Origin of the sequence: Streptococcus parasanguinis (assembly GCF_016648925.1) — a bacterium.
GTDB lineage: Bacteria > Bacillota > Bacilli > Lactobacillales > Streptococcaceae > Streptococcus.
In genome coordinates this window covers 40,742-64,898 of the sequence record NZ_JACLQX010000011.1, presented here as the reverse complement: position 1 = coordinate 64,898, position 24,157 = coordinate 40,742, and the positions used below count along the sequence as shown (strand labels likewise).

Sequence of the window (24,157 nt, the reverse complement as noted above, 5' to 3'; positions counted from 1 at the left end):
CCTCCGCACAGTTGAGTAGGGCTGTAAAAGCTGATGAAATCAGCGTAGTAGAGCCCACTCAACCACTGCGTTTTGCTCGACAATTCAAAAATAATTGAGAGGCTAGGACTTTTGTCCCAGCCTCTTTTTTTCTTATCTATTTTTATTGCATTTGCAACAAAAAATGTGTTATGCTATTGTCAATAGGAAAGGAGGAGTGAGATGAGTATTTTGCGTGAGATAGGCATCATTGCGAGAGCACTGGATTCTATAGCAAATATTGAATTTCGAGATTTGGATCTGGCGCGTGGTCAATACCTCTACTTGGTGCGAATTGCCGAGCAACCTGGAATGATTCAGGAAGAACTATCTGAAGTCTTGAAAGTAGATCGATCCACCGTTGCAAGGTCTGTAAAAAAATTAGAAGAACGAGGACTGATTCAGCAGCGTCCAAGGGGTGAAAACCTTAAAATCAAGGAATGGGAATTAACTGAAAAAGGTAAGCAGATTTACCCCTTCATTTTAGGGGAGCATCTTTACTCTGAGACAACTGCCTTAAAAGGATTTTCCAAAGAAGAAGTCGCACAGTTAGAGGAGTATCTCATCCGAGTTCGAGAGAATATCACCTTGGATTGGGAGCTAGTCAAAAAAGGTCAAAAAAGAAATTATAGTGAGGTAAAGCAATGAAAGTGACAGTCGATCAAGCATTTTGGGATTTATTTCCAACAGCTAGAATTACAGTGATGTCTTTGTATGGCATTGATAATACAGTAGATGAAGCCAAGGATCCTTATTTCAAAGAATTATTGGACAAGGGTGCCAAGCGAGCATGGGAATTTATCGATGAAGTAAACTATACCCAGAGTGAGTTTGTTCAAGAGTGGCGCCAAGCTTTTAGCAAGTTCAAAACAAAAAAAGGAGCCCGATCTTCCATCGAGGCCCTCTTAAAACGGGTTCACCAGGGACGTGAATTCTATCCGATTAATCCTTTGGTGGATCTTTACAATAGTGTGTCTATGGCGTATGCCCTTCCTTGTGGGGGAGAAGATATGGATAAATTGGTGGGTGGACTCTCTCTAGGACAAGCGAAAGGAAGCGAACCTTTCTTTCCATTAGGAGCTGATGAAGATGCGCCAGCTTTGGAAGGAGAGATCATCTACTACGACCAAGAAGGCGCCGTTTGCCGTTGTTTGAATTGGCGTGAGGCTCAAAGGACTATGCTAACAGAAGATACCAAGGACGCTATTTTGGTGATTGAAGCCATCAACGAGGAGCAGGCCAAACGAGCCCAAACAGCTATGGAGGAATTGAAAGCTCTAGCCAAGGAATATTTTGGGGTTGAAGGCACCATCTATCAATTAAGTGCAGAGCAAGCAAGTATAGAAGTTTAAAAGAATAAGGCTTGAAACAATCGTTTCAAGCCTTGTTTTTATTTTTAAAGACAAAGAGTTTACTAAAGACGTAATTGAGGACCACAATGGCCACTTGTGCAAAGAGGGTTTCAATCAGATTGATCTGGCTTTTGTTATTGTGGACAAATTGCCCGATAATTCCTGGGAATTGCTTGACAAAAATCTCGGTCAAGGCCATATCCAGTATAAAGGTCCCAGAGCGCGCAATTGCAAATCGGATCAAGCGCTGAAACCAGCCCTTTCTTTCTTGTTTAAAGACAATGGTATCGTTGGTCGCAAAGGCAAAGAGGATCCCAGCAATGTTTCCAATAGCTGTCGCTAATCGTTCATCACGAGACACATGATAGATGAAGAGACGGGTTCCGACAGAAACAATGGTTGTGGCAACTCCAAAAAATAGATAGGATAAAATCTCATTATCAAAAAATTTTTTAATTAGTGTTTTCATAAATTCAGTCTACCATAAAACCTCAAAATATGCTATACTTGAAAGGTTGAAGAAATCAAACTTCAACCCTTGGTGCTTAAGATCCTTTCGCCAAGCATATTAGACGCGGGAAAACCGCTAAAGGAGAATAGATGAAACAGTTAACTGCTCGTGATATGGCGCAAATTGCCATTGTTGCTGCGATTTATATCGTATTGACCATTACCCCACCTCTCAACGCTATGGCCTACTATGGCTATCAATTCCGTGTTTCGGAAATGATGAATTTCTTAGCTTTTTACAATAAGAAGTACTTGATTGGGGTGACGCTTGGTTGTATGATTGCTAACTTATTTAGTTTTGGGTGGATCGATGTCTTTGTTGGTGGAGGTTCAACCTTTGTCTTCCTAGGACTTGGACTCATTCTATTTGGTCGTTTTAAAAATAAGTTCTTGTTTGACGGTCTTATTCGGTTTGACCATTTCTTGTTTGCGATTTTCTTTTCCATTTCCATGTTTACGATTGCCTTGGAACTATACTACCTTCAAGGCCAACCATTCTTCTATAACTGGTTGACTATGGGATTGGGTGAATTCGCATCCTTGATTTTTGGAGCGATTGTGATCAATCAACTTTCTAAACGGATCGATTTTACAAAATAAGAAGAGAGTGGGACAGAAATCGGTAATTCCTTAGAATTCGATTTCGTCGTCTCACCTCCGCACAGTTGAGTAGGGCTGTAAAAGCTGATGAAATCAGCGTAGTAGAGCCCACTCAACCACTGCGTCTTGCTCGACAATCTAAAAATAATTGAGAGGCTAGGACTTTTGTCCCAGCCCCTTTTTTTCATGCTAAGAATGCAGTAAATTCAAGGCTAAATTGTGATTTTATGATAAAATAAGAACATGAAAACCAGAATGAAAGAATTAGTGGAATTACTCAATCGATATGCTTACGAGTATTACACAAAAGACGCTCCATCTGTTTCAGATAGTGAATATGATCAATTATATCGGGAGTTGGTGGAACTAGAAACTGCTCATCCAGATGAGATCTTACCAGAGAGTCCAACTCACCGTGTAGGTGGGGTGGTTTTAAAAGGCTTTACCAAATACCAGCACCAGTATCCCCTTTATAGTTTGCAAGATGCTTTTTCGCGTGAAGAATTAGAAGCCTTTGATCAGCGTGTCCGTAAGGAATTTCCTTCTATCAGCTATGTATGTGAGCTGAAAATTGATGGCTTGTCCATTTCCCTCACCTATGAAAATGGAGTCCTCGTAACGGGGGCGACACGTGGGGATGGTTCTGTCGGTGAGGATATTACAGAGAACCTCAAGCGGGTCAAGGACATTCCTTTAGTGTTACCAGAGCCAGTGAACATCACGGTTCGAGGCGAGTGCTATATGCCACGGGCTTCCTTTGATCGGGTCAATCAGATCCGTCAAGAAAACGGTGAGCCTGAGTTTGCTAATCCACGGAATGCTGCTGCAGGAACGCTTCGCCAATTGGATACGAAAATCGTGGCCAAGCGAAATCTCGCAACCTTCTTGTATCAAGAAGTGAGTCCGACGGATCAAAGCAGTCAGGAAGGCGTGCTTCAGAAATTAGCCCGCTTAGGGTTTGTCGTGAACCAAGAGCGAGTGCTGGCTGAGGATATGGAGCAAATTTGGGACTTCATCCAAAAAGTAGCTCAGCTTCGAGAGGATCTTCCCTACGATATCGATGGGATCGTCATCAAGGTCAATGATCTAGCTGTTCAAGAAGAACTAGGCTTTACCGTAAAAGCTCCTAAATGGGCTGTCGCCTATAAGTTTCCAGCTGAAGAAAAAGAAGCGAAAATCTTATCAGTGGATTGGACCGTTGGACGAACCGGTGTTGTGACGCCAACTGCCAATTTAACTCCAGTCCAGCTAGCAGGAACCACTGTTAGCAGGGCAACCTTGCACAATGTGGACTATATTGCTGAAAAGGATATTCATCAGGATGATACCGTCATCGTCTACAAGGCGGGTGATATCATTCCTGCGGTCTTGCGTGTTGTCAAAGATAAACGGGTATCTGATCAAGCATTAGCCATTCCAACTCATTGTCCGAGCTGTCAGAGTGAGTTGCTTCATTTCGAGGATGAGGTGGCCCTTCGCTGTATCAATCCGCTCTGTCCAGCTCAGATTAAGGAAGGATTGAACCACTTTGCAAGTCGGGATGCTATGAATATCACAGGCTTGGGTCCAGCTATTGTAGAGAAACTTTTCGCAGCTCAGTTGGTAGAGGATGTAGCTGGGATCTATCGTCTGACAGTCGAGGATCTTTTGACCTTAGAAGGCTTTAAAGAAAAATCTGCTGAAAAACTCCATGAAGCCATTCAAGCTTCAAAAGAAAACTCAGCTGAGAAGTTACTCTTTGGTTTGGGGATCCGCCATGTTGGTAGCAAGGTTAGTCAAATCTTGCTCCAAGAATTCCATGACCTCGATCAATTGGCTACAGCGGATCCAGAACGAATTGCCAGCATTGACAGTCTCGGTATGGTCGTGGCTGAAAGCCTCAAGCGTTATTTTGCACAAGAAGGATCCAAGCGCCTATTGCAAGAGCTTAAAGAAGCTGGTGTCAATATGACTTATCTTGGTGAAAAAGTCGCTGCTGATGCGGCCCTCTCAGGAATGACAGTCGTTTTGACTGGGAAGCTAGAACGACTCACACGTTCAGAAGCTAAGGCAAAATTAGAAAGTCTGGGCGCTAAGGTAACTGGATCGGTTTCCAAAAAAACAGATTTGGTCGTTGCAGGTAGTGACGCTGGTAGCAAGTTAACCAAAGCACAAGAATTAGGAATCCAGGTAGAAGATGAGGCCTGGCTTGAAAGTTTATAGAGGATCTTTATGGTAGAACGAATCAAAAAAGCCCGTTTAATTTATAATCCGACCTCTGGGCAAGAAATTATCAAGAAAAATATAGCGGAAGTCTTGGACGTACTCGAAGATGTGGGCTATGAAACTAGCGCTTATCAAACGACTCCAGAACCATTTTCTGCCCAAAATGAAGCAGAAAGAGCCGCTAAGGCAGGCTTTGATTTAATCATTGCCGCTGGTGGAGATGGTACGATTAACGAAGTGGTCAATGGGGTTGCAGGTCTGGAAAATCGTCCGCAGATGGCCTTTATCCCGACCGGTACCACCAATGACTATGCGCGTGCCTTGAAGATACCGATGGGAGATCCTGTGGCGGCTGCTCGCATTATCGAAAAGAATCAAACCATTCAAATGGACATTGGTCGTGCCTATGGCAGCAAGTATTTCATCAACATTGCTGCAGCAGGAACCATGACAGAATTGACCTTCAGTGTTCCAAGTAGTGTTAAATCTCGCTTGGGTTACTTTGCCTATGTAGCAGAAGCTGCTAAAATGTTGCCGCGAAACAAGGCTCGTAAGGTGCGGATCGAACACGATAATGGCGTTTTTGAAGGTCCAGCTTCGATGATTTTTGTGGCTTTGACCAACTCCATTGCTGGTTTTGAAAGTGTCGCACCAGATGCTAAGCTCGATGATGGAAATTTTACCTTGATTATCGTCAAGACTGCCAATCTCTTTAACATGTTGTCCTTGATGATTCAGGCTATTAATGGAGGCAAGCATGTGCACGATGAAAATGTAGAATATCTTAAGACCAAGAAGTTGTCGATCGAAATGTTAGGGAAAAATGCTCAACCATTCCGCATCAATCTAGATGGCGAATATGGGGGAGATACTCCAGTTGAATTGGAAGTCTTTCATAATCACTTGGAATTCTTTGCAAATATTGATGAAATCAACAACGATGCTTTGGTTCACACATCTGAAGAATAAAAACAAATAGTTGGAACCATGTACGTGTTTCACGTGCGAATGGTTCCTTCGGTATCAAATTGGAAATAGGAAAATGTTATGCGACAATACCATGTAAAGCTTCATTTTCATAAGCAAAAAGGAAATTATTTTGCCTATGATATGTGGCAATGGCAGGATCAAGTAGAAGGAAAATCAGTCTCTTTCTCCAAGTTAGATTATTTTGGAGTAGAGGGAAATCTGGTATATGAGAGTGAGGATGCCTTGAACCGGGGTCATGTCTTGGTTAAAGAGGGAGATTGGCTCACCAAAACCCGTGATTTTGAAATCGAACTCTTACCAGAAGGGCATGTTCGAGAAGTTTGGATTCTCGATGGGGACGATACTGTCTATTATTCTTTGCAAGCTGCTTTGACGAGTCATGCTTATAGTCATCGTCAGCCTCATGCCTACGATATGGCGACCCATGCCAAGGAATTTGACACCAAATGGGCTTATCAAGGCTGGCTTGGTCATCGGGAGGAAGAAGGGGAGTATTGCTTTAAACTATGGGCTCCTACTGCCAAGAAAGTTGAATTGTTGCTCTATCAATCAACAGACTTGGATGCGCCTATTTGGAAGACTATTCCGATGATGCGAGGCAAACAAGAGTCTAGCTACCATCCAGAAAACACCCACGGTGTTTGGATTCTAGATTTTCTAGGAAATTTAAGTGGCATGGCTTATCAATATCGTGTGCATTTTGAACACCAGAATCAAGTGACGCGCGATCCTTATAGCATTGCAACGACAGCCGATGGAATGCGCTCAGCCATTCTCTCAAGAGCAGATCGTCAGTTTGATTGGGGCACTAAAAAAGGCGCCGATGCGACTCCCTGGCGCCTGGACAATCCTTGTCAAGCAGTGATCTATGAGATGCACCTTCGGGATTTGACCAAGTCACCGACATCAGGTGTAGACGAGTCTTTGCGTGGGACCTATCTGGGGGCTTGCCAAGAAGGAACTGTCAATAGCCATGGCGATGCGACTGCCTTTGATTATATCCGTCAGTTAGGGGTCAATGTTGTGCAATTACAGCCGATATCTGATCGCTATAAACAGTACGATGAAGAAGGTCGTGTGACCTACAATTGGGGTTACGACGTTCAGAATTATTCTGCACCAGAAACCAGTTTTTCAACGGATCCATCCAATCCCAAACAAACCATGAAAGAGCTTAAAACTATGATCCGGGCTTATCATGACGCTGGGATTTCGGTAGTCATAGATGTGGTCTACAATCATACCTACTCAACTGAGCATGGTCCTTTCCAAAATACAGTGCCCGATTATTATTACCGGATGGAGCCAGATGGGCGCTTCCAAAATGGGACAGGTGTCGGAAATGAGACGGCAAGTGAGCATGAAATGTACCGCAAGTACATGATTGATTCCCTTACGCACTGGGTCAAAGAGTACCAGATCGATGGTTTCCGCTTTGATTTGATGGGCATTCACGATGTGACGACAATGAATGCTATTCGGGAGGCGATGGATGCTCTGGATCCTCGCATTCTCCTTTATGGAGAAGGTTGGGATATGGGAACCGGTCTCGCACCAGAGGATAAGGCTAAGAAAGACAATGCGGCGCAATTGCCACGTATTGGATTCTTTAACGACACGGAGCGCGATGCCATTAAAGGAGCTGAGGTTTATGGTTCCATCAAACGTGGCTTTGTCAGCCGAAAATCAACAGAGAATATCGTTGCGCGTGCTGTTCTAGGCAGTGCAGAGCTGGGTCATTATTTAAGTCCGAATCAGGTTTTGAATTATGTGGAGGCTCATGACAATTATAATCTCTATGACTTGCTTCAGACCCTCCATCCAAATGAAGAAGTAGCAGGCTTAGTCAAGCGCTCAGAGTTGGCTACGGCCATGAACCTGCTCTTCCAGGGTATGACCTTTATGCAATTGGGTCAAGAGTTTATGCGGACTAAATTGGTAGCGACAGGTCCTGATGGAGAGATCACTCCTTTGGATCGTGAGCGGGCCATGAATTCCTACAATGCTCCAGATTTTGTGAATCAGGTCAACTGGGATCTGGTCAGTCAAAACAAGGAATCAATTGCCTATATCCGAAGCTTGATCAATTTGAAGACAAGTCTTCCTGTCTTAGGGCTTGAAAGCTATGATAAAATCTACCAACAAGTCTTTATCCAATCTGCAACTAATTGTAGTGGACTTCTGATATTTGAACTAACAGGAGACAAGAAGTACTTGGTCATCTTCAACGCCAGCGGACTTCCATATTACCTCCAAAATTCAAATAAATTGAAATTGATGGTTGGGAATAGTCGTCATAAACGACCATTCTATGTGGAGAATTTAACAGCTTCTGTTTTTGAAGTCCTAGATGAAGGTAAAGCGTAATCTTTTTAAAGAAATCACAAAATCCCTGAGTTTTTAAACTCAGGGATTCTCTTTATTTAGAAGAACTGCTACTGGTCTCTGTTGAGGAAGAACTATCGTCTTCTGGGTGCAATTCTTTATAAGTAGGTGCCTTGAAGAGATCAACGGTGGACTGATTGCCACGTTGGTTATAAAGGCTGGTTGATTTGTCACCTTTTTCCTTTTCAATCTTCTTCAATGCCTTGAAGGAATTAGTGTAGGAATAATCATCTGGATTGACTTTTCCAAGATCATTGCCCTTGAAGAAGCGAAGGAGGTCACCGGTCTGGATGCTATCGCTAATCTTCAATTGAAGGTTAGCAGCTTCCCTAATCTTGTCCAGTTCTTCCTTGGTTTTTTCGTCTGGGTTCGTGATTTCTTCACCTGTTTTAGTGTAATAGGTCCGGCCACTATAGCTTGTATACTCAGGAGTTACAAAGTAGTTAGCGGAGCGGAAGGCGACGATTTGATCATGATCTGGTGAGAGCATATCTTGACCAACTTGGAGGAATTTGTTGGATTCAATACCTAGCAAATGTTCCAAGGTTGGAAGCATATCAATTTCGCCACCATAGGTATCAATGATGCCACCCTTATCAATACCTGGAACGACTACCATATAAGGTACGCGTTGCAACATGGCATTGTCATAGCTTGACCACGTTTCAGAGTTCTTACCAAGTAGAGGAGCAAGAGCTGGGTTACGGGAGTTTGAAATTCCGTAGTGGTCCCCATAGAGAACGATGATGGAATTTTTGTAAAGACCAGATTCTTTCAGGTAATCAAAGAAGGCTTTGATCGAAGAATCCAGGTAGTTAGCGGTCGCAAAGTAGCCATTGATGGTTTCGTCCTGTGTCTTAGCTAGAGGGAAGCCGAGATCATCTCCTGACAAGCTAGTTGTATAAGGATAGTGGTTGGAAACCGTAATGAACTTCGTATAGAAAGGCTGTTGCAATCTTTCTAGGTATTTGATGGAATCCTTGAGCATGTATTTGTCATTAAGACCATACTGGAAGGAATTGCTGCTGTTTTGTTTGGTGAAGTAGCTGGCATCAAAGAAGTAATTGTAGCCCCATTGTTTATAGGCGGTATTCCGGTTCCAGAAACTTCCAGCATTCCCGTGGAAAACAGCGCTTGAGTTGTAACCATTTTTTGAAAGAATAAATGGTGCAGCCTGTTGGGTATTGGTTCCACCATAGTTCACCATAAAGGAACCTTGGTTGAGTCCGAAGAGGCCTGTTTCAATCATGGTCTCAGCATCGGACGTTTTCCCTGCCTTGACTTGGTTAAAGACGTTTGAAAAGGCAAAGGTTTCTTTCGAGTGGTAAAGTGAGTTTAAGAAAGGTGTCACTTCATATTCTTTATCGTCTACTTTCAACTTGTAATCGATCAAGAATTGTTGGAAACTTTCCAAGTGAATGTAGATGACATTACGGCCTTTGGCCATTCCAAAGTACTCAGGATTAGGCTTAGCATAATGCTGTTGGATATATTCTTCAACCGGTTTTAGATCTGCCTCAGAGGCTTTAGAACGCTCTTTGTTTGCAACATAAGTTTGATTAGCGCTGTATCCTAGAAAAGCTGGAAGACCCAAGGCACGAACAACATAGTAGTTTGAGAACCCACGTGTCAAGAGCTCAGGCCGGTCAATTTCTGCAAGGAAAAGATTGGCCGAAAAGAGCATAGCAGACAAAGATGTGATCGCAAAACTAGCTCGTTTATTGAAGGGACGGTTATCCATTCGAATCCATTTCTTAAAGAAGAAGAAAGCTAGAATCGGGAAATCCAAAATATAAATCACATCCCAAGGGCGGAACAATTCTAAAGCAGCAGCTCCGAGACCGGCAGACACTTTGCTCGAAGCCAACATGGTATTAACTGTTACAAAGTCTGTAAATTCTCGATAATAAATGGAATTGGAAATCAACCAGATAAATAAGAGAAGGTAGATCCCAAAAGCCAAACTATAAAAGAGCTTGGTAGGTTTGATATAGAGTGCTAGACCGATGAAGAGCAAACTGATCGGCAATGGGTTGATCACTGCTAGAAAGATCTGATAAGGTCCCTGAATGTCTAAATTAAAATCAACTGAATAGGCCCACATGGTTTTGAACCAGTAGAGCAGCAGAAGGGTCAAGACAAATCCTAGTCTGGTACTCATGAAATTGAGTATCGAATTCGTAATTTTTTTCACAAAATGTTACTTCCTTGTCTTATTTCCTAAAAATTTTCATATACAAGTATACCACATTTTTATGGAGAAAGAAAAAAATGACTGTAAAGAAGAGGAAAGAAATAGGAGAGATACGGTATTTTATATCGTTCAAAGCTAAATGATGAGAGCTAGGATAAAATGGTAAAAAAAGTTCCAGTAAATAAAGCCTCTCTTTGTGAAAAACACAGACTTTTGCTATAATAGAGGGTATGAAAAAACTCACGGTCAGTCGCCAAGTCGCAACAAAAATTAAACAAGGACAATCTCTTCTTGAAAAGCAAGATTTTGACTCACTTCCCGCTTTTGATCAAGCGGTTCAATTGCTTTCAGGAGATGGACAATCCCTCGGGGTCGGATACTTATCTGAACAAAATAAAGGGATTGGATGGTTTGTTTCACAAGAGTTGGTCGCTTTTGATCAAGACTTTTTTAAAAAGCTTTTCATCAAAGCCAAGCAATACCGTCGTTCTTATTATGCGGATGAAACGACGACAGCCTTTCGTCTTTTTAACCAAGAGGGAGATGGTTTTGGTGGCTTCACGGTTGACTTGTATGGTGAGTTTGTTGTCTTTTCTTGGTACAATTCTTTCGTATTTCAGATCAAGGAAACCATTCTAGCAGCCTTTCAAGAAGCTTTTTCAGAAGTCCGAGGTGGCTATGAAAAGATTCGCTTTAAAGGTTTGGACTATGAATCGGCTCATGTCTATGGAGAAGAAGCTCCGCAAGAATTTTTGATTCTGGAAAATGGGGTCTCTTACCAAGTCTTTCTCAATGATGGCTTGATGACGGGGATCTTTTTGGATCAACATGAAGTCCGAGGTAGCTTGGTCGATGGCATAGCAGCAGGACAGTCCTTGCTCAATATGTTCTCTTATACGGCGGCCTTTTCTGTTGCTGCGGCAATGGGTGGAGCAGTTGAGACAACTTCGGTCGATCTGGCTAAGAGAAGTAGAGAATTATCAGAAGCGCATTTTGTGGCAAATGGCTTGGCGCTGGATGCTCATCGTTTTGTCGTGATGGATGTCTTTGACTATTACAAATATGCCAAACGCCATGACCTAAGCTATGATGTGATCGTACTCGATCCGCCTAGCTTTGCGCGAAATAAAAAACGGACCTTTTCAGTCGCTAAAGACTATCATCGGTTGGTGAGCGAGGCCCTCGAGATTTTAAATCCAGGTGGGACCTTGATTCTCAGTACCAATGCGGCAAATGTGACCAAAGATAAATTTAAAAAACAAATCGAAAAGGGATTTCAAGGACGTAAGCATCGCTATGTAGCGGAATACGGCCTTCCGGGAGATTTTCGATGGAACAAGAAAGAAGAAAGTAGTAATTACTTAAAAGTATTTACGATTAGGGTGGATGTATGAAGTTAGTTGTTTCGATTATGCCTCGCTCCTTAGAAGAGGCGCAACAACTAGATAGTTCGCGTTACGAGGATGCAGATGTTATTGAGTGGCGTGCGGACTTTTTAGAAAAAAGCGAGATCTTAACTGTTGCTCCTGCAGTTTTTGAAAAATTTGCTGGACGCGAGATTTTATTCACCTTGCGGACTCGAGCTGAAGGGGGAGAGATGGAGCTGACCAACGAGGAATATGTTGGAATCCTGAAAGATATTCAATCCATCTATCATCCGGATTATATCGATTTCGAGTATTATAGTCACCGTGAAGTCTTTGAAGAGATGTTGGAATTTTCAAATCTTGTTCTCAGCTACCATAACTTCCAAGAAACTCCGGAAAATATGATGGAGATCTTATCGGAATTGACCAGCTTTTCTCCAAAATTAGTCAAAGTATCTGTCATGGCCCACAATGAACAAGATGTTCTTGACTTGATGAATTATACGCGTGGTTTCAAGACACTGAACCCTGAGCAAGAATATGTAACGATTTCCATGGGCAAGGTCGGGAAGATTTCGCGCTTGACAGCTGATTTGACAGGTTCTTCCTGGTCTTATGCTAGAGTTGGAGATGAAAGTGCCCCAGGTCAAATTCCTCTTGAAAATATGAGAAGAATTCGGGAGTTATTAAATGAAGATTGACGGATTTACTCGGATGGCAGCGGTCATTGCCCATCCCATTCGTCATAGTATCTCTCCTTTCATTCATAATCTAGCCTATGAATTAACAGCGACCAATGCTGCTTATCTAGCTTGGGATATTGCTGAAGAAGACTTAGAAAGCACCATCAGCCAAATTCGTAAGTTGGATATGATTGGGGCCAATATCTCCATGCCCTACAAGCAGAAGGTCTTTCCTTACTTAGATGAAGTGGATGAGATGGCCCGAAAGATCGGTTCTGTCAATACTATCGTTCACCGCGATGGTAAACTTAAAGGCTATAATACGGATGGGATTGGTTTCTTTCGTAGTTTACCTCCTGCTTTCTCTATTAAGGGAAAAACAATGGTTCTCTTAGGTGCAGGTGGTGCAGCTTTAGCGATTATTGCACAGGCGATTCATCTAGGTGTAAAACGTATCCTTGTCTTTGTGAGAGAGGAAAGATTGGTTCATTATCGTTCAATAGTTCAGTTGATTGAAGAAGGCTTTGATTTCTTGATAGAATTGTATGCGATTGAGAAAGATGAAGACGTTCAAAGCTCCTTTAATCAAGCCGATCTCATCTTAAATGCGACTGGTGTTGGGATGGATGGTCAGTCTCTTCCGATAGCGAGTCACTTGACCTTTCCCCCACAGGCCTTAATCGTAGAGATGGCTTACTATCCGGCAGTGCCCCCCTTTCTGCAATTAGCAGTGAATCAAGGAAACCAGAGGGAAAATGGGCTGGGAATGCTCTTTTATCAAGCTGAAGCAGCCTTTGAATTAATGACTGGGAAAGTATTTCCTACAGAGTCTGTATGGGAAGCATTGACAACAGAATATCGCCAATTTGTATGTGACTAAGAGAGGGTTTTACCTTTTCCTATTGAAAAAGCTTTATGAGATTAGAACAGGAACTGATTTTTTAAAAAACAGTCTTGCTCTAGTCTCTTTTTCATTTTGATTGAGACATGTGCCCTATTTCATGATAAGATAGAATCAAAGAAAAACGTGAAGGAGATTCCTATGAACGTATCGGTACCTATTCCAGGACATTCCTATGATATTGTGATTGAAAGAGGTGGTCTTAACCAGGTTGGAGACTGGTTGCGCACTCTTTGGAGCGATAAAAAAGTCGCGATTATTTCCGATAACCGCGTGGCTAAGCTATATGCCTCTATCGTAGAGAAGAGCCTTGAGAAAGCTGGTTTTCAAGTGGTGCGCTTTGAGTTTCTTCAAGGGGAAGCCAGTAAGAATCTAACCACTGTTTCAAAAGTCTATGACTTTCTAGCTACCCAGAGCATGACGCGCAGTGATGGAATCGTTGCTCTTGGGGGTGGCGTAGTTGGTGATTTGGCTGGTTTTGCTGCCTCGACCTATATGCGGGGAATTTCCTTTGTTCAGATCCCGACTAGCTTGACTGCACAGGTGGATTCTTCTATCGGAGGAAAGACGGGAGTCAACACAACACTTGCTAAAAACATGGTAGGGACCTTTGCTCAACCAGATGGTGTGTTTATTGATCCTGAAGTGTTAAGCACTTTAGGGCAACGTGAATTGATCGAGGGGATGGGCGAAGTCATCAAGTACGGCCTCATCCAAGATACGGAACTTTGGGAAGAATTGGAAGCCATGGATGGTTCTGTCCAGAGTATTTTAGAGCATGCAGAGAGCATCATTTCTCATTCTTGCCTGGTGAAGCGAGACCATGTGGTGGCAGATGAGTTGGACAATGGTATTCGACTGTATCTCAATTTTGGTCATACCATCGGGCATGCCATTGAAGCGACAGCTGGTTATGGACAGGTTATGCATGGGGAAGCCGTTAGTATGGGCATGGTACAGTTGTCCCGAGTTGCAGAAGAAAAGGGCCTGATGCCAAAGGGAATCACTCAAAAAATCGAAGAAATGTGCCGGAAATTTGGCCTTCCGGTGACCTATGAGAACTGGGATAAAGAAGCCCTTTATCAAGCCTTGACTCATGACAAAAAAGCGCGTGGGACGAACTTGAAATTAGTAATTGTTCCAGAGTTAGGACAAGCAGCGATTCATCAAATCCCTCTTCAAGAAATGAAGGACTTTTTAGAAAGAAAGGAATAAGGTCGGTATGAGATATTTAACAGCAGGAGAGTCCCATGGGCCTCGACTAACAGCCATCATCGAGGGGGTTCCGGCAGGCCTTCCTTTATCTGAAGAGGATATTAATAAAGAGCTCAAACGTCGACAAGGTGGCTATGGCCGCGGTGCTCGGATGAAAATCGAGAGTGACCGTGTTGAGATCACATCAGGGGTCCGTCATGGATTGACCATGGGAGGTCCGATTACTCTGAACGTGACCAATCTGGATCACCAAAAATGGCTGGAGATCATGAATGTAGCACCGGTCGACGAGAAAAAGAAAAATCTGCGTAAGATCACCAAGCCACGTCCTGGTCATGCCGATCTAGTCGGAGGGATCAAATACCGTTTTGACGATCTTCGTAATTCGCTCGAACGTTCTTCTGCCCGTGAGACGACCATGCGTGTAGCCGTTGGTGCAGTTGCTAAACGGATTTTAGAAGAGATCGGCGTTGAAGTAGCCAGCCACATTGTTAATTTTGGGGGAATCGAGATTGCAATTCCTGAGAATCTAACCGTTTCAGAAATCAAGGAAAAGGCAGGTCAGTCGGAAGTTTCGATCGTGGTGCCAGAACAAGAAGAAGCCGTTAAGGCTTACATTGACCAAGTGAAAAAAGATGGCGATACCATCGGGGGAATTGTGGAAACCTTGGTTGGGGGTGTGCCTGTTGGACTAGGATCCTATGTGCAATGGGACAAGAAATTGGACGCTAAAATCGCTCAAGGAGTGGTCTCTATCAATGCCTTTAAGGGAGTTGAGTTTGGTCTTGGGTTCGACGCAGGTCGCCTAAAAGGTAGTCAAGTCATGGATGAAATCATCTGGTCTCAGGACACTGGCTATACGCGTCGCACCAATAATCTTGGTGGTTTTGAAGGGGGCATGACCAATGGTGAGCCCATTCTGGTTCGTGGTGTCATGAAACCTATTCCGACCCTCTACAAACCTTTGATGAGTGTGGATATTGAAACTCATGAGCCTTATAAGGCAACAGTTGAGCGCAGCGACCCAACGGCTCTACCAGCTGCAGGAGTGGTAATGGAAGCAGTGGTCGCAACAGTCCTTGCTACAGAAGTGCTTGAAAAATTCTCATCCGATAACTTGGAAGAATTGAAAGAAGCCGTTGCTAATCACCGAGAATTTACTAAGAATTTTTAAGAGAAAGAGTTTTCCTTTGGAGAAGAAAGTTGTTTATATTGCAGGGTTGGGCTTGATTGGTGCTTCACTTGCGCTAGGCATTAAGAGGGCCCACCCAAATGTGACCGTTTTTGGGTACAATCGTAGTGAAGCCTCTCGAAACATCGCCCTTGAAAGAGGAATGGTTGATCAAGTGACGGATGATTTCGCAGCCTTTGCCCCTTTAGCGGATATTATTATTTTGGCGCTTCCGATTAAGCAAACCAAGTCTTACTTAGGAACCTTAGCTGGCCTGAATTTGAAAGACCAGGTACTGGTGACTGATGCAGGCTCTACCAAGGCAGAAATTGTTGCACAAGCTGAAAAGGTATTTACAGATAAGGCCGTACGCTTTGTGGGAGGACACCCCATGGCTGGTAGTCATAAGACAGGTGCAGCAGCGGCAGATGCAACCTTATTTGAAAATGCCTATTATATTTTTACTCCTTCCAGCTTGACGACAGGAGGTGCCATGGAAGAGTTGAAAGAGCTTCTGAGTGGATTGGGATCCCGCTTTATTGAAATCGATGCCGCGGAACACGATCGAGTGACTTCCCAGATCAGCCATTTTCCTCATATTTTAGCCTCCACTCTGGTCGAGCAGGCCGTAGCTTATGGGGAAGAGCATGAAATGACCCGCCGTTTTGCGGCTGGTGGCTTTCGGGATATGACACGGATTGCGGAAAGTGAGCCAAGCATGTGGACTTCTATTCTCTTGTCCAACCCTCAAGCGATATTAGAGCGGATTGAAGATTTCAAAGACCGTTTGGATCAGGTGGCTGAGACCATTCAAGCAGATAACGAAGAGGCTATTTGGTCCTTTTTCCATGAAGGACGGAAGCACCGAAAAGAAATGCAGATCCATCAGCGTGCTGGACGCGATAGTGCCTATGATCTCTTTATCGATGTTCCAGATAAGGAAGGCGTCATTCTTGAGATTTTGCAAATTGTACAAGGGATTTCTTTGGTCAATATTCACATCAATGAAGAGAATCGTGAAGATATCCACGGGATTTTGCAGCTGACCTTTAAAAATGCAGAGGATCAAGAGCGGGCTCAAACATTGATCAGCCAGGCGACATCTTATACCGTCCTTGCTCGCTAGATCTAAAGAAGGATTTGCGTCAAAATCCCTGCTTCATTTTAGGAATATTGAGGGAAAAGCAGTATAATAGAAGTATCTTATCAGTAAAGGAGCCCATAAAATGACAAATATTTATGATCTAGCAAATGAACTCTCTCGCACCCTTCGAGACCTTCCTGAATATAAGGCTGTCGTAGAAAGCAAGCAAGCGATCGAAGCGAATCCAGAAGCGAAAACGCTGTTTGACGAATACGTCGCTTTCCAAAATCAACTACAAGGCTTGATGCAATCCGGTCAACTTCCAACAGAAGCTGTGCAACAAGAAATGAAGGACTACATGGAAAAAATCCAAGCAAGTCCGATTGTGAATGAATTCTTCACCAAACAACAACAATTGTCTATTTATCTTGCAGATCTTGAAAAGATCATCTTTGAGCCGATTCAAGATTTATACAAGTAGAAATTTCTACCAGAGTTGTAATTTCGACTCTGGTATTTTCGTTCGCCAGTAGAAGAAAAGAAACGCAAAAAAAGCTTGGAAACATTCGTTTTTTGTTCCAAATTTTGGATCAAAAATTGAATTCATGCCCTAATTATGATAGAATATGAGGAAAAGCACTCTGGAGAAGGCAATGAAATTAAAAACCAATAGCAAGGGCCTCAGGGGCACCATTCGCGTACCTGGTGATAAGTCGATTAGTCACCGCTCCATTATTTTTGGAAGTCTTGCAAAAGGCGAAACCAAGGTTTATGATATCTTGCGAGGCGAAGATGTGCTTTCTACCATCCAGGTGTTTCGAGACTTGGGAGTTTCTATCCAAGATGATGGGGATGTGATTCGGATTCAAGGGGTAGGCTTTCAGGGTCTTCAAGCTCCGACCGCTCCCCTTGATATGGGCAATTCAGGAACGTCTATACGTTTGATTTCAGGTGTCCTAGCAGGTCAGGATTTTGCTGTGACCATGGTTGGAGACGACAGTCTTTCCAAACGGCCCATGGATCGTGTGGCGATCCCACTGCGTCAGATGGGGGTAGAGATTTCTGGTCAGGGAGATCGCGATTGCCCACCTTTGCATGAAAAAGGGACGCATCAGCTTCAACCCATTCATTACCGTTTGCCAGTCGCATCGGCCCAAGTTAAGTCTGCTCTCATTTTTGCAGCTTTACAGGCTGAGGGTGAATCAACGATTATCGAGAAGGAAAAGACGCGTGACCATACGGAGGATATGATTCGCCAATTTGGTGGAGAGATCCAGGTGGATGGAAAAACCATCCGCATCCAAGGTGGACAAGAGTTCCAAGGTCAAACAGTCATCGTTCCTGGAGATATTTCCAGTGCAGCCTTTTGGTTAGTGGCTGGCCTCATTCTGCCAGAGAGTGTGATCAAGATTGAAAATGTTGGCATCAACCAAACGCGGACAGGGATTCTCGAAGTGATTCAAGAAATGGGGGGAGATCTCACCATTGAGGATCGCGATGAAAAAGCGGTCTCTGCAAGTCTCACTGTCAAGACCTCGTCCTTAAAAGGGATTCGGATTGATGGGGAGTTGATTCCACGCTTGATTGATGAATTGCCGATTATTGCTTTACTAGCGACACAAGCAAATGGTCAGACCGTGATTGCGGATGCTGAAGAGCTTCGTGTGAAAGAAACGGACCGCATCCAGGTCGTAGCAGATAGCCTCAATGCTATGGGAGCCAATGTCGTGCCAACGGAAGACGGCATGATCATCACTGGACCGACTCCCCTACATGGAGCTGACTTAGAGACCTTTGGAGATCACCGGATTGGGATGATGGCTGCCATTGCTGCCTTATTGGTGAGTGAAGGAAATGTGATGCTGGATCGGGCAGAGGCCATTAACACCAGTTACCCTAGTTTTTTTGAAGATTTGGAGACCTTACTGCATGGCTAAAATTTTACTTGGTTTTATGGGAACAGGTAAAACGACCGTTGGTCGCATTCTTGATCCAAAATTCCATGATATGGATGAATTAATTGTTGAAGAAATCGGCATGTCGATCAATGACTATTTCGCAGTGGAAGGAGAAGCAGCCTTTCGTCGTCGCGAGGCTGAAATGCTGGAGCGTTTATTGGAAAACGAGGCAGCCATTATTTCCCCTGGTGGAGGGATTGTCGTCAATCCTCATAACCGTGCACTCTTGGAAAAAAATCCTCACAACATTTATCTGCGGGTAGATTTTGAAACCTTGTACAGCCGCATTCAAAATGACAAAGCCATGCAACGCCCCCTCTTTTTAAACCACACCAAAGAAGAATTCAAGAAGATTTTTGATGGACGTTTGCCTTTGTATGAGGATATTGCTACCCATATTGTGGATGTCGAGGACAAAACACCTGAAGAAATTGCGGAGATCATTCGATGCTTGTAGGCTATCTTGGTCCCAAGGGATCCTTTACTCATGATGTGGTTACTCATAGCTTTCCAACTTCTGAACGAATCGCCTATCGGACGATCACAGATGTCATCAAGGCTTATGAGAATCAAGAAATTGATTTTGCAGTCGTCCCAGTTGAAAACTCGATTGAAGGCAGTGTCCATGAGACCCTTGATTACCTCTTTCACCAAGGGACCATCCAGGCCGTTGCAGAAGTGGTCTATCCCATCAAGCAACAGCTCTTGGTGGCTAAAAAAGACCGGCCCATTCGAACGGTCTATTCGCATCCACAGGCCTTGGCCCAAGGGAAGGCTTTTTTAAGAGCCCATTATCCAGATGCGGCTATGGAAATGACGGCTTCAACAGCCTATGCGGCTCGCTATGTAGCAGAGCATCCAGACTTGGAAATTGCAGCGATTGCCCCTCTGGCAGCAGCCAGTGAATACGGCTTGGAAGTCCAGGCCAAAGACATCCAAGAAATCGAGGACAATTATACACGTTTTTGGATTTTAGGGGCCAAAGAGCCAGCGATCTCAGAAACTTTAAGTCCAGCCCTTCAAAAAGTTAGCTTGGCCTTGACCTTACCAAGTAACTTGGCAGGAGCCCTCTATAAGGGCTTGTCTACTTTTGCTTGGCGGGGGATCAATTTAACCAAGATTGAAAGTCGCCCCCTAAAAACAGCTTTAGGAGAATACTTTTTCATTATTGACCTCCTAAACGAAGCGCCTGATCTTCTGCAATTTGCCTATCAAGAATTAGACAGTTTGGGCATTCAGACAAAAGTCTTGGGTCAGTATCAGGTCTATACCTTAAAAGATAACGGAATGGAGAAAAGATGAGTAACGAATCCAACTTTCTATCTCACCACGAGCGAAAGCGATTAGAGTACTTATACTCAAATTTTCATTATTTAAATGAACGAGAACAACTAGAATACAATTACCTGCTCAAGAAGAGCCAAGGAGCTTATGAGGAAGCAGAAGCCCTTCAACCTGAGGTAGACGCTACAGAAGAAGTGCAAGGGGAGATTACTGAACCGATTGGTGACCTTCCTGTTTACCAATCACGTAGCAAAAAGTCTAAGAAGAAAGCAGTTGCTGCGACGAGCGATATACCTAAGAAACCACGGAAAAAGATCCGCGTCAAACGGATTCTCAAGTGGCTTGCTCTCTTTTTCTTGCTCATTATCGGTGGCATGGTCTTCATGTTTGTGAAAGGCCTGAACAGCAAGCCGACAGGTCCAGATGCCAAACCGGCTGTCGTTGAGAAATTTAATGGCAAGAAGTCGCGAGATGGGGTCAATATCCTGATCTTGGGGACAGATGGGCGGATCGGTGAGAAGTCAGATGAGACACGGACAGACTCCATCATGGTGGTCAATGTCAATAACAAAGAAGGTAAGATCAAGATGGTCAGCTTCATGCGTGATACACTGGTCCATATCGATGGTGTCAGCCAGCAAAATATTCCTGAATATGATGGCTACTATGACCAGAAGCTCAATACGGCCTTCACCATCGGGGAGCAAAATAACAACCAAGGGGCTGAATTGGTCCGTCAGATGCTCAAAGATAACTTTGACATTGACATCCAATATTACGCCATGGTCGATTTCAAGACCTTTGCGACAGCGATCGATACCCTCTTCCCAAATGGGGTCGAGATGAATGCGCAATTTTCAACGGTTGATGGCGAAAAGGTCAGTGAAGTAGAAGTACCAGATGATTTGAACATGAAAGACGGTGTCGTTCCGCAGCAAACCATCAAGGTTGGAAAACAACGGATGGATGGCCGGACACTTCTCAATTACTCGCGTTTCCGCAAGGATGATGAAGGAGACTTTGGTCGGACCCGTCGCCAACAAGAGGTCATGTCCGCTATCATGCATCAGATCAAGGATCCAACCAAACTCTTTACGGGATCGGAAGCCCTTGGGAAAGTCTTTGCGATGACGTCTACCAATGTTCCTTTCTCTTTCCTATTGACCAATGGACTTGGACTAGTCGGAAGTGCTGGAAAAGGAATTGAACGAGTGACCATCCCAGAAAATGGGGATTGGGTCGATGCCTACGATATGTATGGTGGCCAAGGCCTGCTGGTCGATTTTGATGCTTATAAAAAGAAATTGTACCAAATGGGACTGAGATGATATAATAAGGGGATAGGAGTTTTGGACTCCACCCCTTTTAATTTGTAGAAAGATAGAAAACGATGTTAAAGAAAAATGAAATTGTAACGGTTGAAATTGTCGATTTGACACACGAAGGAGCAGGAGTGGCTAAGGTCGATGGCCTGGTCTTTTTTGTGGAGAATGCCCTACCAGGAGAAGTGATCCGCATGCGCGTGCTTAAAGTCAACAAAAAGATCGGCTACGGAAAAGTAGAGGAGTACTTAGAAAAATCCCCTCATCGTAATGAAGAGCTGGATCTTGCCTATTTACGAAGCGGAATCGCCGACTTGGGTCACCTAGCTTATCCGGAGCAGCTGAAATTCAAGGCCAAACAGGTCAAGGATAGCCTCTACAAGATGGCAGGAATCTCTGATATCGAAGTACCCCTGACCTTGGGGATGGACCATCCTGTTCAATACCGCAACAAGGCCCAAGTCCCTGTTCGTCGTGTCAATGGTCAGGTCGAAACAGGCTTCTTTCGGAAGAACTCTCATGATTTGATGCCGATTGAAGACTTTTATATCCAAGATCCCGTCATTGACCAAGTGGTCTTGGCTCTTCGGGATTTGATTCGTCGTTTTGACCTCAAGCCCTATGATGAGCAGGAACAGTCTGGCCTGATTCGGAACCTTGTCGTTCGTCGAGGACATCATTCTGGAGAAATCATGGTCATTTTGGTCACCACTCGTCCCAAGGTGTTCCGTGTGGACCAGTTGATCGAGCAGCTGATCAAGCAATTCCCAGCCATCAAATCTGTTATGCAAAATATTAATGACCAGAATACCAATGCCATTTTTGGAAAAGAATGGCGTACGCTTTACGGTCAAGACTATATTACGGATCAAATGTTGGGAAATGATTTCCAAATCTCTGGACCAGCCTTTTATCAGGTCAATACCGAAATGGCAGAGAAGCTCTACCAGACAGCCATTGACTTTGCGGAGTTAAGAGAAGACGATGTGGTGATCGATGCCTATTCAGGAATCGGAACTATTGGATTATCTGTCGCTAAGCATGTTAAGGAAGTTTATGGTGTTGAAGTTATCCCCGAAGCAGTAGAAAATAGCCAGAAGAATGCCAGCTTAAATGGCATCACCAATGCCCACTATGTCTGTGATACGGCAGAAAATGCCATGAAGAATTGGCTCAAGGAAGGCATCCAACCAACTGCCATCCTGGTCGACCCACCACGCAAGGGCTTGACCGAAAGCTTTATCAAAGCAAGTGCCCAAACAGGCGCTGACCGCATCGCCTATATCTCCTGTAACGTCGCAACCATGGCGCGTGATATCAAAATCTATCAAGTGTTGGGCTACGAATTGAAGAAAGTCCAGCCGGTGGATTTGTTTCCGCAGACGCATCACGTCGAGTGTGTAAGCTTGTTAATAAAACGCAACTAATCCTCAAAAGGTTCACTGAACCTTTTGAGTCCCACAAACACATCACGTCGAATGTGTAAGCTTGTTGGTAAAATGCAGATAATCCTCAAAAGGTTCACTGAACCTTTTGAGTCCACAAACGCATCATGTTGAGGCGGTATCACTGCTTGTACGAGCTGAGGCATCAGCGAAGTAGAAGGAGATGTTCCGCCCATGCGATAGTACTCGTAGAATGAGGAGGGAAACCGACGCGATGATACGGCAACAGCGAAGCGCCGAGTGTGTGGCTTTGCTCTTCCGATCTGAGACAGTCGAAAAGTAGAAGGGGATGGTATTGGTATCAATCAATGAGTAACAAAGTAACGGCATGATTCGAAACATTTTCTTGTAATTTGCGGAGGAACATCAATATGGATGGAATAACAAAAGATTCTATAAAAACGGCTAAACTAATGAAACAATTATGGCCCCAATTGACCGATAAAGAAGCTATTGATGAAGTAAAAAGATATACGAATGGCAAAAATACTGCAATCTTTACTGAAGTTGAAGGTGACACAATTGTAGGTCTAGCACTATGTTCACTCAGATTTGATTATGTTGAAGGTTGTAAATATAGTCCTGTTGGATTCTTAGAAGGGATTATTGTCGACGAGGAATATCGTTTAAAGGATATTGCTAAAAATCTCTGTACAAAATGTGAGGAATGGGCGAAAAATAAAGGATGTAAGGAATTTGCAAGTGACTGTACTTTAACGAATACGGATTCTATAAGATTTCATCTCAATATTGGATTTCAGGAGGCAAATAGAATTATTCATTTTAAGAAGAAATTATAATTTCAGAACGTGGTCAAAATTCATGTATCTTTAGGAAGTGTGAAAGATTGGACGAACAAATTTTTTTGATGGGTGGAAATCCGCCGATAAAGAACCATACGATTATTAATATAATTGTGTCATCAAGGAAGATCGAAAGAATTATCATTTTTACAGTTTTTCGAGATAATTGGCAACCCTATATGAAAAAGTACACGGAAGTTTTCCAAAGTCAATTTCCTAATCTAAACACTGATTACTTACTCTTGGACACTGAGCAGATTGATTTTGATAGCTATCTAGATGCTGATCTAATTATTATCGGTGGTGGAAATACGGAAAAGTATATAGCTACTTACGTCAATCAGCAGTTCAAGAATTATATCGATCATATGCTGAATAAAGGGGCGAAAGTTATAGGATTTTCAGCAGGAGCCCTATTATTAGGAGAAAAGGTCTATATCTCACCTAATGATCATTCAGATCATCAGATAAAGATTAAAAATGGATTGGGACTTTTTAGTCAGTTTTTAATTAGTGTCCATTATGATTACTGGAATGATAAAGCTAATAAGGATAGAGCTGAAGAACTCGTTAATGTTCCCATAATTCCACTAAATGATCATTCCTGTCTTGTATTGGATAAACTTGGAAACATTATTGAGAAAATTGACTAGTTTTCATTATCTAAATC

The 24,157-nt window shown here is 43.4% G+C and carries 22 protein-coding genes and 1 riboswitch; of the genes, 20 read left to right on the top strand and 2 right to left on the bottom strand.

What is annotated here, in order from left to right:
* Positions 1-201 precede the first annotated feature (201 nt).
* Both H7T97_RS05700 and H7T97_RS05695 read left to right on the top strand, forming a co-directional pair.
* Positions 202-666 carry a MarR family winged helix-turn-helix transcriptional regulator gene (locus tag H7T97_RS05700; protein ID WP_070589239.1) on the top strand — a complete coding sequence of 155 codons (465 nt, stop codon included), beginning with the start codon at positions 202-204 and terminating at the stop codon, positions 664-666.
* The gene (locus H7T97_RS05695) at positions 663-1,370 is read left to right on the top strand and encodes a B3/B4 domain-containing protein (RefSeq protein WP_201089688.1); all 708 of its coding nucleotides are present in this window, start codon (positions 663-665) and stop codon (positions 1,368-1,370) included. Before H7T97_RS05700 ends, H7T97_RS05695 begins: the two co-directional genes overlap by 4 nt.
* A 25-nt stretch (positions 1,371-1,395) precedes the next feature.
* On the opposite strand, the gene H7T97_RS05690 is transcribed toward H7T97_RS05695, so the two are convergent.
* Complete coding sequence (locus H7T97_RS05690) at positions 1,396-1,839, bottom strand: GtrA family protein (protein WP_021153029.1); 444 nt, start codon at positions 1,837-1,839, stop codon at positions 1,396-1,398.
* 28 nt (positions 1,840-1,867) lie between these two features.
* Positions 1,868-1,973: riboswitch (PreQ1 riboswitch) on the top strand.
* On the opposite strand from H7T97_RS05690, the gene H7T97_RS05685 reads away from it, so the two are divergent.
* From H7T97_RS05685 to pulA, 4 genes are all read left to right on the top strand, one after another.
* Entirely contained in the window at positions 1,971-2,480 is a 510-nt protein-coding gene (locus tag H7T97_RS05685; RefSeq protein WP_195423054.1) for a QueT transporter family protein, read from the top strand. (Overlaps the previous riboswitch by 3 nt.)
* A 243-nt stretch (positions 2,481-2,723) precedes the next feature.
* Positions 2,724-4,682, top strand: coding sequence for an NAD-dependent DNA ligase LigA (gene ligA / locus H7T97_RS05680; protein ID WP_201089686.1), 1,959 nt, complete (start codon positions 2,724-2,726; stop codon positions 4,680-4,682).
* Positions 4,683-4,691: 9 nt separating this feature from the next.
* Complete coding sequence (locus H7T97_RS05675) at positions 4,692-5,654, top strand: diacylglycerol kinase family lipid kinase (protein ID WP_045759326.1); 963 nt, start codon at positions 4,692-4,694, stop codon at positions 5,652-5,654.
* Between the two features lie 78 nt (positions 5,655-5,732).
* A complete protein-coding gene (gene pulA / locus H7T97_RS05670) occupies positions 5,733-8,042 on the top strand; it encodes a type I pullulanase (RefSeq protein WP_201089684.1) in 2,310 nt (769 codons plus the stop codon).
* Between the two features lie 52 nt (positions 8,043-8,094).
* On the opposite strand, the gene H7T97_RS05665 is transcribed toward pulA, so the two are convergent.
* Positions 8,095-10,254 carry an LTA synthase family protein gene (locus tag H7T97_RS05665; protein ID WP_201089682.1) on the bottom strand — a complete coding sequence of 720 codons (2,160 nt, stop codon included), beginning with the start codon at positions 10,252-10,254 and terminating at the stop codon, positions 8,095-8,097.
* A gap of 230 nt (positions 10,255-10,484) precedes the next feature.
* Between H7T97_RS05665 and H7T97_RS05660 the strand changes: the two genes are divergently transcribed.
* From H7T97_RS05660 to H7T97_RS05595, 14 genes are all read left to right on the top strand, one after another.
* Complete coding sequence (locus tag H7T97_RS05660; RefSeq protein ID WP_003014386.1) at positions 10,485-11,648, top strand: class I SAM-dependent rRNA methyltransferase; 1,164 nt, start codon at positions 10,485-10,487, stop codon at positions 11,646-11,648.
* The gene (gene aroD, locus H7T97_RS05655) at positions 11,645-12,322 is read left to right on the top strand and encodes a type I 3-dehydroquinate dehydratase (protein WP_003014374.1); all 678 of its coding nucleotides are present in this window, start codon (positions 11,645-11,647) and stop codon (positions 12,320-12,322) included. The genes H7T97_RS05660 and aroD overlap by 4 nt, the downstream gene beginning before the upstream one ends.
* Positions 12,312-13,184, top strand: a complete 873-nt coding sequence (locus H7T97_RS05650) for a shikimate dehydrogenase (RefSeq protein ID WP_201089680.1) — start codon at positions 12,312-12,314, stop codon at positions 13,182-13,184. The genes aroD and H7T97_RS05650 overlap by 11 nt, the downstream gene beginning before the upstream one ends.
* 162 nt (positions 13,185-13,346) lie before the next feature.
* Positions 13,347-14,420 carry a 3-dehydroquinate synthase gene (gene aroB, locus H7T97_RS05645; protein ID WP_201089679.1) on the top strand — a complete coding sequence of 358 codons (1,074 nt, stop codon included), beginning with the start codon at positions 13,347-13,349 and terminating at the stop codon, positions 14,418-14,420.
* Positions 14,421-14,427: 7 nt separating this feature from the next.
* Positions 14,428-15,594 carry a chorismate synthase gene (aroC, locus tag H7T97_RS05640; protein WP_201089677.1) on the top strand — a complete coding sequence of 389 codons (1,167 nt, stop codon included), beginning with the start codon at positions 14,428-14,430 and terminating at the stop codon, positions 15,592-15,594.
* Positions 15,595-15,610: 16 nt separating this feature from the next.
* The gene (locus tag H7T97_RS05635) at positions 15,611-16,717 is read left to right on the top strand and encodes a prephenate dehydrogenase (protein ID WP_201089675.1); all 1,107 of its coding nucleotides are present in this window, start codon (positions 15,611-15,613) and stop codon (positions 16,715-16,717) included.
* 100 nt (positions 16,718-16,817) lie between these two features.
* Complete coding sequence (locus H7T97_RS05630; RefSeq protein ID WP_049518204.1) at positions 16,818-17,156, top strand: YlbF/YmcA family competence regulator; 339 nt, start codon at positions 16,818-16,820, stop codon at positions 17,154-17,156.
* A gap of 172 nt (positions 17,157-17,328) precedes the next feature.
* The gene (aroA, locus tag H7T97_RS05625; protein ID WP_201089673.1) at positions 17,329-18,612 is read left to right on the top strand and encodes a 3-phosphoshikimate 1-carboxyvinyltransferase; all 1,284 of its coding nucleotides are present in this window, start codon (positions 17,329-17,331) and stop codon (positions 18,610-18,612) included.
* Complete coding sequence (locus H7T97_RS05620) at positions 18,605-19,090, top strand: shikimate kinase (RefSeq protein ID WP_155167785.1); 486 nt, start codon at positions 18,605-18,607, stop codon at positions 19,088-19,090. Before aroA ends, H7T97_RS05620 begins: the two co-directional genes overlap by 8 nt.
* Positions 19,081-19,935, top strand: coding sequence for a prephenate dehydratase (pheA, locus tag H7T97_RS05615; protein ID WP_155167784.1), 855 nt, complete (start codon positions 19,081-19,083; stop codon positions 19,933-19,935). The genes H7T97_RS05620 and pheA overlap by 10 nt, the downstream gene beginning before the upstream one ends.
* The gene (locus H7T97_RS05610) at positions 19,932-21,245 is read left to right on the top strand and encodes an LCP family protein (protein WP_201089670.1); all 1,314 of its coding nucleotides are present in this window, start codon (positions 19,932-19,934) and stop codon (positions 21,243-21,245) included. The genes pheA and H7T97_RS05610 overlap by 4 nt, the downstream gene beginning before the upstream one ends.
* A 62-nt stretch (positions 21,246-21,307) precedes the next feature.
* The gene (rlmD, locus tag H7T97_RS05605; protein ID WP_201089668.1) at positions 21,308-22,666 is read left to right on the top strand and encodes a 23S rRNA (uracil(1939)-C(5))-methyltransferase RlmD; all 1,359 of its coding nucleotides are present in this window, start codon (positions 21,308-21,310) and stop codon (positions 22,664-22,666) included.
* A 389-nt stretch (positions 22,667-23,055) separates the two neighbouring features.
* A complete protein-coding gene (aac(6'), locus tag H7T97_RS05600; protein ID WP_002912789.1) occupies positions 23,056-23,484 on the top strand; it encodes an aminoglycoside 6'-N-acetyltransferase in 429 nt (142 codons plus the stop codon).
* A 47-nt stretch (positions 23,485-23,531) separates the two neighbouring features.
* Positions 23,532-24,140: a Type 1 glutamine amidotransferase-like domain-containing protein gene (locus H7T97_RS05595; protein WP_201089666.1), complete on the top strand. Its 609-nt coding sequence runs from the start codon at positions 23,532-23,534 to the stop codon at positions 24,138-24,140.
* Positions 24,141-24,157 lie beyond the last annotated feature (17 nt).